This is a genomic window from Actinomadura geliboluensis, assembly GCF_043197915.1.
Classification (GTDB): domain Bacteria; phylum Actinomycetota; class Actinomycetes; order Streptosporangiales; family Streptosporangiaceae; genus Spirillospora; species Spirillospora geliboluensis.
Genome location: NZ_JBICUA010000002.1, coordinates 729,386 through 740,540, shown reverse-complemented (window position 1 = coordinate 740,540; position 11,155 = coordinate 729,386). Strand labels below are relative to the sequence as shown.

11 protein-coding genes are annotated in these 11,155 nt (G+C 73.1%); 9 read left to right on the top strand and 2 right to left on the bottom strand.

All coding sequences use genetic code 11. From position 1 onward, the window contains the following. The first annotated feature begins 47 nt into the window (after positions 1 to 47). Together ACGFI1_RS09000 and ACGFI1_RS08995 are read left to right on the top strand one after the other, a co-directional pair. Complete coding sequence (locus ACGFI1_RS09000; RefSeq protein WP_386867944.1) at positions 48 to 2,210, top strand: MMPL family transporter; 2,163 nt, start codon at positions 48 to 50, stop codon at positions 2,208 to 2,210. A 100-nt stretch (positions 2,211 to 2,310) separates the two neighbouring features. Next, positions 2,311 to 2,613, top strand: coding sequence for a hypothetical protein (locus ACGFI1_RS08995; protein WP_138640604.1), 303 nt, complete (start codon positions 2,311 to 2,313; stop codon positions 2,611 to 2,613). Between the two features lie 9 nt (positions 2,614 to 2,622). Here ACGFI1_RS08995 and ku read toward each other — a convergent pair whose 3' ends face one another. Further along, positions 2,623 to 3,522, bottom strand: coding sequence for a non-homologous end joining protein Ku (gene ku, locus ACGFI1_RS08990; protein WP_138640603.1), 900 nt, complete (start codon positions 3,520 to 3,522; stop codon positions 2,623 to 2,625). Positions 3,523 to 3,634: 112 nt separating this feature from the next. Between ku and ligD (ACGFI1_RS08985) the strand changes: the two genes are divergently transcribed. The 7 genes from ligD (ACGFI1_RS08985) to ACGFI1_RS08955 all read left to right on the top strand — a co-directional run bounded on the left by ligD (ACGFI1_RS08985) (position 3,635) and on the right by ACGFI1_RS08955 (position 8,852). After that, positions 3,635 to 4,609, top strand: a complete 975-nt coding sequence (gene ligD / locus ACGFI1_RS08985; protein ID WP_392732811.1) for a non-homologous end-joining DNA ligase — start codon at positions 3,635 to 3,637, stop codon at positions 4,607 to 4,609. A 57-nt stretch (positions 4,610 to 4,666) separates the two neighbouring features. Then, positions 4,667 to 5,575: a non-homologous end-joining DNA ligase gene (ligD, locus tag ACGFI1_RS08980; protein ID WP_392784234.1), complete on the top strand. Its 909-nt coding sequence runs from the start codon at positions 4,667 to 4,669 to the stop codon at positions 5,573 to 5,575. A gap of 108 nt (positions 5,576 to 5,683) precedes the next feature. Next, a complete protein-coding gene (locus ACGFI1_RS08975; protein WP_392784232.1) occupies positions 5,684 to 7,075 on the top strand; it encodes a dihydrolipoyl dehydrogenase family protein in 1,392 nt (463 codons plus the stop codon). Continuing rightward, the gene (locus tag ACGFI1_RS08970; protein ID WP_138640600.1) at positions 7,035 to 7,229 is read left to right on the top strand and encodes a hypothetical protein; all 195 of its coding nucleotides are present in this window, start codon (positions 7,035 to 7,037) and stop codon (positions 7,227 to 7,229) included. Before ACGFI1_RS08975 ends, ACGFI1_RS08970 begins: the two co-directional genes overlap by 41 nt. 213 nt (positions 7,230 to 7,442) lie before the next feature. Beyond that, the gene (locus tag ACGFI1_RS08965) at positions 7,443 to 8,072 is read left to right on the top strand and encodes a TetR/AcrR family transcriptional regulator (RefSeq protein WP_089326332.1); all 630 of its coding nucleotides are present in this window, start codon (positions 7,443 to 7,445) and stop codon (positions 8,070 to 8,072) included. Between the two features lie 133 nt (positions 8,073 to 8,205). After that, positions 8,206 to 8,439, top strand: coding sequence for a DUF3107 domain-containing protein (locus ACGFI1_RS08960; protein ID WP_138640599.1), 234 nt, complete (start codon positions 8,206 to 8,208; stop codon positions 8,437 to 8,439). A 113-nt stretch (positions 8,440 to 8,552) separates the two neighbouring features. Then, on the top strand, positions 8,553 to 8,852 hold the full coding sequence (locus ACGFI1_RS08955) for a GlsB/YeaQ/YmgE family stress response membrane protein (RefSeq protein ID WP_254715089.1): 300 nt from the start codon (positions 8,553 to 8,555) through the stop codon (positions 8,850 to 8,852). Between the two features lie 95 nt (positions 8,853 to 8,947). Here ACGFI1_RS08955 and ACGFI1_RS08950 read toward each other — a convergent pair whose 3' ends face one another. Continuing rightward, the gene (locus ACGFI1_RS08950; protein WP_392784229.1) at positions 8,948 to 10,762 is read right to left on the bottom strand and encodes a serine/threonine-protein kinase; all 1,815 of its coding nucleotides are present in this window, start codon (positions 10,760 to 10,762) and stop codon (positions 8,948 to 8,950) included. Between the last annotated feature and the right edge of the window lie 393 nt (positions 10,763 to 11,155).

The following is an 11,155-nucleotide window of genomic DNA, read 5'->3' as shown; positions in this document are numbered from 1 at the left end:
GCTTGACGTAGCACCGGGATGCCGTGGGGGCGGGCGGGGGGCGACGGATGTTCGAGCGATGGGGCCGGTGGGTGCACCGGCGCCGCCGGTGGGTCCTCGCGGTGGCGGGCGCGGCTCTGGTCTTCGCCGGCGTGTGGGGGACGGGCGTGTTCGGCGCGCTGTCCTCGGCCGGCGGGTTCGAGACGCCCGGCAGCGAGAGCACCAAGGCCACCCGGATCGCCGAGCAGGCCCTCGGGCGGGACGCCGCCGACGTGGTGGTCCTCTACCAGGGCAAGACCACGGTCGATGATCCGTCCTACCGGACGTCGGTCGAGCAGGCTCTGGGCGCGCTGCCGAAGGACAAGGTCGCTTCCGTCGGCACCTACTGGACGACCAAGGCGCCGCAGTTCGTCAGCGGTGACCGCACGTCCACCTACGCCGTGCTCGAAATGGCCGGGGCCGACGATGCCGCCCGGGCGAGCTCCTACGAGGCGATCAAGGACGAGCTGACCGAGGTCGGCGGCGGGCTCACCGCGAAGGCGGGCGGGCCGGTCGCGACCTCCGCCGCCATCGACGAGCGCGTCACCTCCGACATCACCCGCGCCGAGGCCATCGCCATGCCGGTGCTGCTCGTGCTGCTGGTGCTGATCTTCGGCGGGCTGGTGGCGGCCGGCCTCCCGCTGCTGGTCGGCGGGTTCGCGATCCTCGGCTCGTTCACCGCGCTGCACGCGCTGGCGTACGCCACCGACGTGTCGATCTTCGCGGTGAACATCACGACGTTCCTCGGCCTCGGCCTCGCGATCGACTACGGCCTGTTCGTGGTCAGCCGCTTCCGGGAGGAGCTCAGGCGGGACGGCGCCTCGGTCGAGGACGCCCTGGCCGCGACGATGAACACCGCCGGACGCACCGTCGCGGTGTCCGGCGTCACGGTCGCGATCTCGCTGTCCGGGCTGCTGCTGTTCGACCAGAACTTCCTGGTCTCGATGGGCTACGGCGGCATCGCGACCGTGTTCGTCTGCATGCTCGGCGCGCTGACCGTGCTGCCCGCGCTGCTCGCCGTCCTCGGCCCGAAGGTCGACGCGCTGCCGCTGTGGCGCCGGCGCAGGGAGTCCCGGGGCTGGTGGGCGCGGCTCGCGCACAGCGTCATGCGGCGCCCGGTCGTCTACGTCGTGGCCACGGTGGCGCTGCTCCTCGCGCTCGGCGCCCCGTTCCTGCGCATCAACTGGGGCGGCGTCGACGCCGCCGCGCTGCCGGCCGGCACCGACGCCAGGGCCGTCGCCGAGGCCCTGGACGCGCGGTTCCCGCGCAACGCCACCACCCCGGTCAACGCGATCGTCACGGGGACGTCCGACCGGGCCGCGATCGACGCGTTCGGCGACCGGCTGGCCGCGCTGCCCGGCGCCGCCGGGGCCACCGTCACGGGATCGGAGGGCACGACCACGCGGATCGCGGTCCGCTACGACGCCGACCCCTACTCCGACACGGCGCGCGACCTCGTGCAGAAGGTGCGGGACGCGCCGGCGCCGCCGGGCGCGCAGGTCCACGTGGGCGGCGCCACCGCCGACGTCGTGGACGAGGTCGGCGGGCTCGGCGGCACGCTGCCGTGGCTGGCGCTGCTCGTCGGGGGCGCGACGTTCCTGCTGCTGTTCCTGGCGTTCGGGTCGGTGGTGCTGCCGCTGAAGGCGATCGTGATGAACCTGCTGTCGCTGTCGGCCACCTTCGGCGCCGTCGTGCTGATGTTCCAGGACGGCCACCTGTCCGGCCTGCTCGGCTTCACGCCGATGAGCGCGATCGCGCCCGCGATGCCGATCCTGATGCTGGTGATGCTGTTCGGGATCTCGATGGACTACGAGGTGTTCCTGCTGTCGCGGGTCCGCGAGGAGTACGACCGGACGGGCTCGAACACCGCGGCCGTCGCCGCCGGCATGCAGCGCACCGGCGGGATCATCACCAGCGCGGCGCTGCTGTTCATCGTCGTGATCGGCGCGTTCGCCACGTCCGGCATCACGATGATCAAGATGGTGGGGGTCGGGATGGCGGTCGCGATCCTGGTGGACGCGACGATCGTGCGGGCCCTGCTCGTCCCGGCGATGATGCGGCTGATGGGCCGCGCCAACTGGTGGGCGCCCGGGCCCCTGTCCCGCTTCTACGGCAGGTACGGAATCCGTGAAGCGCCGGTCACCAATCTGCGGAAACCGCTTGTGGTCCCCCTCGAGGCGGCGCGAGACTGAACGGCATTCCACCGGCACCGCCTCGCGTGACGCGTACCGCGACGGATCCCGTCCGGCGGATCCCATACCACAGCACACGGATGTCCCTTGGGGAGGCACCATGTCCACGCGGGTGATCATCGACGCCGAGGCGGAGCTCGCGCAGCTGGAACGGCTCACCGACGCCCTGCGGGCCGCGGGCTGGGCGGTCGAGGTCGCCGCGCCCGCCGGCCGCCGCCCGTCCGCGCTCGTCGCCGACCCGCACATGCGCCGGATCAACGAGAGCGTCATCGCGGCCCCCGACGGCCCCGGCGGCTCCTGGGCCTACTTCTACGGCTGGGGCGAGCGGATCGCGCCGTGCACGGACCCGTCCGGCACCGCGGCGCTGCTCGGCCGCGTCCTCACCGCCCGCCGCGACAACTGACGGCGGGGCTCAGGCCGACTTGCGGCTCCGGCTCTTGGCGGGCTCCTTCTTCGCGCCCGACTTGGCCGGCGCCTTGCGGGCGGCGGGCTTCTTGGCGGCCGCCCCCTTACCGGACGCGGCCTTGCCGTCCTTCTCGCCGCGGCTCTTCTTGGCGGCCTCGACGCTGGCGCGCAGGGCGCTGAGCAGGTCCGCGGCGGGCTCCTCCTCGGCCTCCTCCGGCCGGGTGACCTCCCGGCCCTCGACCTTGGCGTCGATGACCGCCTGGAGCGCCTCGCGGTAGGCGTCCTTGTACTCCGACGGGTCGAACTCGCCCTCCATCGACTCGATCAGCGAGGTCGCCATCGACAGCTCCTGCTTGCGGATCTCGATGTCCTCGTCCAGGAACGGGAAGTCGGGGGTGCGGACCTCGTCCGGCCAGAGCATCGTCTCCAGCACGAACACGCCGTTGCGGACGCGCAGCGTGGCGAGCGACTCGCGCTGCCGCAGCGCGACCTTCACGACCGCGACCTGCCCGGAGTTCTCCAGCGCGTCGCGGAGCAGCACGTACGGCTTGGCGCCCTGCGCGTCCGGCTCCAGGTAGTAGGACTTCGCGAAGTAGATCGGGTCGACCTCCTCCTGCTCCACGAACTGCAGGACGTCGATCCGGCGGCTGGACGACAGCGGCAGGTCGGCGAAGTCCTCGTCGGTGAGGATGACCATCTCGCCGGACGGCAGCTCGTAGCCCTTGGCGATGTCGGAGTACGGCACCTCCTCGCCGTCGACCGTGCAGACCCGCTTGTACTTGATGCGCCCGCCGTCCTCCCGGTGCACCTGGTGGAAGCTGACGTCCCTCTGCTCGGTCGCCGAATAGAGCTTCACCGGTATCGTCACCAGCCCGAACGAGATCGCGCCCTTCCAGATACTCCGCATGATCCGTCCTTACCCAGCACGTTCCCGCTCCTAGCGTCGCAACCTCCCGCGTTTTGCGCCAGAACGAGCCGTTGATCCTTTTCTGCGCGGCGGGACCGGGTAAGACGCCGGTATGACCATGCCGTGGCCCGTTGAGCCCATGATGGCCGCCACCGGGGAGCTGCCCCCCGACGGCGAGCGCTGGGGCCTGGAGCTGAAGTGGGACGGGGTCCGCGTCCTGGCGCACGTCTCGGCGGACGGCGTCCGGGCCGGCGGGCGGCGCGGCGGCGACGTGACGGGCCGGTACCCGGAGCTGTCCGCCCTGGCCGACCTGCTGCCCGACCACGACGTCGTGCTGGACGGCGAGGTCGTCGCCTTCGACGAGGGGCGGCCGAGCTTCGAGCGGCTCCAGCGGCGGATGCACGTCGAGCACCCCGACGCCCGGCTGATCCGCCTCGTCCCCGTCCGGTACGTGGTCTTCGACGTCCTGTACCTCGACGGGCACCTCCTCTACGACATGCCGTACACCGACCGCCGGTCGCTGCTGGCCGACCTGGACCTGGCCGGAACCGGCCCCGTGGAGGTCCCCCCGTACCTGCACGGCGCCGACGCCACGCAGGTGCGGGAGTTACTCGCCTTCACCCGCGAGCAGCGCCTGGAGGGCGTCCTCGCCAAGCGGCTCGACTCCCCGTACCGGCCCGGGCGGCGCGTCGACTTCTGGCGCAAGGTGAAGAACTTCATGACGCGCGAGGTCATCGTCTGCGGGTGGAAGCCCGGCAAGGGGCGGCGCGAAGGCGGAGTGGGGTCGCTGCTACTCGGCGAATACGACGTGAAGGGCATGCTGGGGTTCGTCGGCCACGTCGGCACGGGCTTCACCGACCGCGCCTTGGACGAGCTGTACGAGACGCTCTGGCCGCTGCGCCGTCCGACGAGCCCCTACGACGAGGCCGTCCCGCGCGAGTTCGCCAAAGACGCCCAATGGGTTGAGCCGCTACTCGTCGGGGAGGTCGCCTACAGCGCCCGCACCCGGGACGGACGCCTCCGCTTCCCGTCCTGGAGGGGCCTGCGTGACGACAAAGACCCCCTGGAGGTCACGAGTGAGCAGTAGACCGGCGCGCGCCGAACACGCCGGACAGGGCCGTACAGGAGCCGCCGGAGGCGGTGCATGAGCGGCAAGAAGACCACAGTGGAGGTGGAAGGGCAGCAGCTCTCGCTGTCCAACCTCGACAAGAACCTCTATCCGGAGTTCACCAAGGGCGAGGTCATCGACTACTACGCGCGCATCGCCCCGGTGATGCTGCCGCACCTGAAGGACCGCGCCGCCACCCGGATCCGCTGGCCGGACGGAGTCGACGGCGGCAAGTTCTTCGAGAAGAACGCGCCCTCCCACACCCCCGACTGGATACGCACCGCGACCGTGCCGAGCCCCGGCAGCACGCGGGGCCGCGAGACCCTCGACTACATCGTGGTGGACGACCTGCCCACGCTCGTGTGGTGCGCGAACCTCGCGGCGCTGGAACTGCACGTCCCGCAGTGGAAGGTGGGGCCGCGCGGCAAGGTGCACACCCCCGACCTCCTCGTCTTCGATCTCGACCCCGGCCCGCCCGCGACGATCGTCGAGGCGTGCAAGGTGGCGCTTCTGCTCGAAGAACTGCTCGGTGAGGACGGCCTGCAGGCGTACCCGAAGACCAGCGGCAAGAAGGGCCTGCACGTGTACGTACCCATCAAGGAGCCGAAGGAGGCCGAGCAGACGTCGCAGTACGCCAAGGGCATCGCGGAACGGCTCGCCAAGGAGCACTCGGACCTGGTCGTCGCGAAGATGGAGAAGCGCCTGCGCAAGGACAAGGTCTTCGTCGACTGGAGCCAGAACAACCCCGCGAAGACGACCGTCGCGCCGTACTCGCTGCGCGCGGCGAACCGCCCGTCCGTCTCGACGCCCGTCACGTGGGACGAGCTCGAAGACTGCGAGGACGCAGGGGACCTCGTCTTCTCCCCCGGCGAGGCGCTGGAGCGAGTGGACGAGCACGGCGACCTCCTGGCGCCGCTTCTGAAGGACCACCGCCCGCTCCCCTGACCTTCCCGCCCCAATTTGCGTGCCCTATGTGTTCGAACCGGCACGCTCCGGGATCGGATTCCGCCACCATGGACGCGGGGACACCGAGCGGGGCGGAAGGAAGAGCAGTTGTCGCAGAACCACTACGACGCCGTGGTCCTCGGCGGCGGGACGGCGGGGGAACTGGTCGCGGCCGGGCTCGCCCGCGCCGGCCGGGACGTCGCGCTCGTCGAGAACCGCCTGGTCGGCGGCGAATCGCCGTACTTCGCGTGCGTGCCGTCCAAGTCGCTGCTGCTGTCGGCGCGGCGCGGCGAGACCTGGGAGATGGCGCTGGCGCGCCGCGACGAGCTGGCCGGGCGCCGCGGCGACGATCCGGCCGTCGCGCGGATGGCCGAGGCCGGCGTGACCGTGCTGCGCGGCCGGGGCCGCGTCCTCGAACCGGGGCGCGTCGAGGTGGACGGGGCCGTGCACGGCTACGGCGACCTCGTCGTCTGCACCGGCAGCGAACCGGTGATCCCGCCCGTCGAGGGCCTCGCGGACGTCCCGCTGTGGACGAGCGCGGAGGCGCTGTCGGTGCCCGACCTGCCGCGCCGGCTGGTGATCCTCGGCGGCGGCCCGGTCGGCTGCGAGCTGGCCCAGGTGTACGCGGCGTTCGGGTCGCAGGTCGCGGTCGTGGAGGCGTCCGGGCGGCTGCTGACCGCCGAGGCGCCGTTCGCCGGCGAGGTGGTCGCGGACGCGCTGCGCCGCATGGGCGTCGACCTGCGGCTCGGCGCCGCCGCCGGCAACGTCGAGCGCAAGGACGTCGGCGTGCGGCTGTGGCTGTCGGACGGCGGGACGCTCGACGCCGACCGCGTCCTCGTCGCCGCCGGGCGCCGTCCCCGCGTGGAGGGTCTCGGGCTGGAGACCCTCGGCATCGCCGTGTCCCCGGGCGAAGGCGTCCCCGTGGACGAGACGTGCCGGGTGCCGTCCGGCACGGGGGGTGTGTGGGCGGCCGGTGACGTCACCGGCATCGCCCGGACCACGCACGCGGCCCGCTACCAGGCGCAGATCGTGCTGGCGAACCTCCTCGGACGGCGCCGCGAGGCCGACTACCGCGCGATCCCCCGCGTCGTCTACACCTCCCCCTCCGTCTACTCGGTCGGGATCTCGCCCACGCGGGCGGCGGAACTCCGCATAGACCTCCTCACCGCCGGGTACGACCTCGCCGCGACGGCGCGGGCGGCGGTGGAGGCCGACGAGCGCGGCCGCGTCGAACTGTACGCCGACCGCTCCCGCGGGCTGCTCGTCGGCGCCGCCGCGGCCGGCCGCCATGCCGAGGAGTGGATGAGCGAGATCGCCCTGGCCATCCGCGCGGAGACGCCGCTGAGCCTGCTCGCCGACGTCGTCCACGCGTTCCCGACCTACGGCGAGGCCGTCGAGGCGCCGCTGCGGGAGCTGGCGGAGCGGTGGCGCCGCGACGGGACTTCGGAGGAGGACCGAGATGAGCGAGACCGACGACCTGGACCGGCCGGCGCCCGATGACGCCAACGAGGCCGACGCCGCCGAGCAGCGCGCCGCGCTGGACGAGACGGTGGACGGCCCCGGCACCGCCGCCCCCCTGCCGGAGGAGGCGAACGAGGCCGACGCCGCCGAGCAGCGGCGCGAGGTGCCGGTGGACGAGGACGACTACCGGTGACCGGCGTTGGTCCGCGCCACAGGTAACAAGGTTTTCGAAAAAGATCGGTGCGGGGTGGCGCCCGCCCCGGCGGGAATACACTGACCTGCGCGAAGGAACGCCGCCGCGGCGAGAATGTCCCCGACGGAGTTACTCGCGCGTAGGATGATGTGATTGTCCACACGCGGCGGACGACCCCCTCCCGCCGCGACGATTCGGTGATCGGAGAGTGTGGTGACCGCGACCCCGGACGCCCGCCCCCGCGGTACGCGGCTGCCGCGGCTGGCGCGCCGCAGGCAGCTGCTCGGCGCGGCCCAGGAGGTGTTCGTCGCGCAGGGGTACCACGCTGCGGCGATGGACGAGATCGCCGAGCGCGCAGGCGTCAGCAAGCCCGTGCTCTACCAGCACTTCCCGGGCAAGCTGGAGCTGTACCTGGCCCTGCTGGACGAGCACGCCGAGAACCTGGTGAGGATCGTCCGGGAGGCGCTGGAGTCCACCACGGACAACAAGCTGCGCGTCCAGGCGAGCATGCAGGCCTTCTACGACTTCGTGGCCGGCGACGGCGAGGCCTACCGGCTCGTCTTCGAGTCCGACCTGCGCAACGTGGCGCCCGTCCGGGCCCGCGTCGACCGCGCCAACCAGCAGTGCGCGGAGATGATCGCCCAGGTCATCGCCGAGGACACCAACGCCCCCGCCGAGGAGGCGCACCTGCTCGGCATGGGCCTGGTCGGCATGGCGGAGGTCAGCGCCCGGTTCTGGCTCTCCCAGCACCGCGCGATCCCGAAGGACACCGCCGAGAAGATCATCGCCCGGCTGGCCTGGCGCGGCATCTCCGGCTTCCCGCGCACGACCGACCAGGGCTGACCCCGGCCCGGGACGGGGCGTTCACCCTCGGCACAACCGACTGCCCGCGCGCCGGGTGATCTCCGTGCGACCATCGGGGGAGAGCCCCCGCCGGCGGTCGGCGGGGACGCAGACGGACGACGGGAGCAGCGCGTTGCAGGTTCGCATCGGGGTGCAGAACGTTCCCAAGGAGCTCGTGGTGGACACGGCGCAGTCGGCCGACGAGGTGACGGAGGCGCTCTCCGACGCGCTCCACGAGCCGAACGGCGTGCTGGTCCTCAAGGACCGGCGGGCCGGGCGGATCGTGATCCCGGCCGCCCGGGTCGGCTACCTGGAGATCTCCGAGGACGAGCAGCGCAGCGTGGGCTTCGGCACGCAGTACGCGTGACGGCCCCGGCCGGCGGGGCGGCGGGGCGTTTGACCTGCGTTTTGTTTTAACCTGACATAACGGGCATACCGATCACCGTTCACGGGCCGTCCCGGCCCACGGAGAAGGAATGGATGATCGACATGCTCACGACGATCCTCTGGTTCATCGTCGTCGGTGCCGTCATCGGAGCCCTCGCCCGGCTGCTCGTTCCGGGCCGCAACCCGATCGGCGTTCTGCTGACCCTGCTCATCGGGGTCGCCGGCGCCGTCCTCGGCGGTGTCGTCGCGGACGCACTCGGCGCGGGAACCCTCATCGCCTTCGTGTTCGCGGTCGTGATCGCCGCGCTCGGGGTGGCGGCGCTGACCGGTATGAACACGCGCGGGCACGGCGGCCGCAAGCGCAACTGGCGCACCCGCCGCGGCACGTTCTGACCGCGCGGCGCGCGAGGTGACGCGGGCCCGGCACTCCGTGGAAGGCCCCCGCCTCGCGAGGCGGGGGCCTTCGCGGCTCCGGGCCCCGGAGTGGCTCAGGGCGTGGGAACGGCCGCGCCCGCCGCTCGGAAGACGTCCGGCCTGATGTACCGCCCGAGGCGCCGGTACGGGATGTCGAACGGCCGCCATTGCCGCCCGCACGCCATCGAGTACCCCATCCGCGAGACCGGCGGATAGAAGACGATCCCCTGGCGCGTCGGCAGCATGTGCAGGACGCCCTCGTTCACCAGGGTGGGCGTCAGGTCCCGATCGTACGGCGGGGTGTCGACGTACTGGCGGCGTTCGGAGTCCCAGAACGGGCCCTCGCCGCACAGCGAGCCGTGCCCGGGGCCGTACTCGGCCAGCAGGCGTGTGAGGGCGCTCATGCGCGGCCCTGTCAGCGCGTCGGGGCGGAAGAAGTCGCGGCTCGCCAGCGCCCGGCCGGTGGTGAGGTCGACCGTGACCACCTGCACGGCGGGCGTGTTCCGCGTCATGACCGTCCCGCTGAAGCTGTAGCGGACGGAGAAGAGCTTCGGCCCCTTGAGGCCCACGTCGTACTCGACCTTGCCCGTGTAGGGGTTCGCGGGGTCGTCCCTCGGCAGGAAGGCGGCCAGGTCCGATCCGGCGCTCTCCGCCCAGCGCTCGGCCGGCTCCCGGATGAGCGCGTTCACCCTGGCCGTCAGCCCGCCGGGGAGCCCGGACAGCTGCGGCACCCGCGCCGTGACCCGGGTCGAGGGGCCGCTCGTCGTCCGGGTGAACGACACGGGCCGCACCTGGAGGACCGGGGGCCGCTCCACCCGCGACGCCTCGTCGCCGGTGCTCGCCGCGTACACCCCCGCGCCGCCCGCCGCGACGGCGCTCGCCGCGATCACCGCCCCGGCCGCCTTGGCGGCGACGGCCGCCGAGACGCCGCCGCCCGCGGTCACGCCGGCCGCCGTCCCGGCGGCGGCGGTTCCGGCGGCGGCCCCTCCGGCGGGGGCCAGCCCGGCCGCCACCAGCGGGAAGACGGCGGCGAGCGCGACCGCCGCGCCCGCCATCGCCCGCACGCCGCGCCTCTCCCAGTCGGCCCCGTAGACCGAGGACGCGACCGCGTCCAGCTCGGCGACGAAGTCGGCGGCGCCGGACGGGCGGTCGCCGGCGGACTTGGCCATCCCCCGCGCGATCAGGTCGCGCAGCGCCGCCGGCGCCCCCTCCACCGGGACGGGCGCGCGCAGGTGGGCGCCCGCGAGCGCCGCCAGGTCGCCGCCGTAGGGCCGCCGCCCGGTCACGCACTCGTAGAACACGCAGGTCGCGGCGTACACGTCGGTGGCCGGGGACGCGGGCCCCTTCTCCCACTGCTCCGGGGCCATGTAGGCGGGCGTGCCCGACCCGCCGCCGTCCCCGGCGAGCACGGCCACGCCGAAGTCGATCAGCTTGCTCAGCCCGTCCGCCCGGACGACGACGTTCGCGGGCTTGTAGTCGCGGTGCACCACCCCGGCCGCGTGCGCGGCGGCGAGCCCCCGCAGGGACCCCTTCAGCACGGCGAGCGCCGCCTCCGGCTCCAGCGCGCCGTGCTCGGCCAGGATCCGCTTGAGCGAGACCCCGTTCACCGCCTCCATCACGAGCGCGACGCCCCGGTCGGCGCTGACGAACCGGTAGAGCCGGACGACGTGCGGATCGTCCACCCGGCCGAGCATGACCGCCTCGGCGCGCAGCGACGCGACCGCGCGCTCGTCCCCGTCCCGCCGGGACAGGTACTTGATCGCGACCGGGGCGCCGGTGCGGGCGTGCCGGGCCAGCACCACCCGGCCCTGCGCGCCCGCCCCCAGCTCGCGGACCTCGGTGAAGCCGTCGACGCGCCACGGCGTTTCGGAGGGGGGCGGGCCGGTCATGATCTAACTCTGCGCGATCGCCGGGCCGGCTGCGGAGCCGCCGGGCGCGGACTGTCCGGATGTGGCCGCCCGCGCGGGCCGCGGCCGGGGCCCGCGCGGCGCTTGCGCCCCCGCCGGATAATGCCTGGCGGACGGGGCATGGAATAGACGCGAACGCGGAAACGTTGGGACGGGTGATCGGCTATTGGTGTATGCAACCGCCGGTCGGTACACTGCGTCGCGGAGTGTGACCGCACGCAGCCACAGCGAGTGACTGCTTTCAACCCCTGACTGCGGTCGCCGAGAGATTTTGAGCAACGGCTGGTCCCTCCCGCGCGAGCGCGCGGCCACAGGAACGACGGACGCGTCCGCGAGGACGGAGTCGCGCCGGCGAGCCGCGCCGCACCCGGGAGC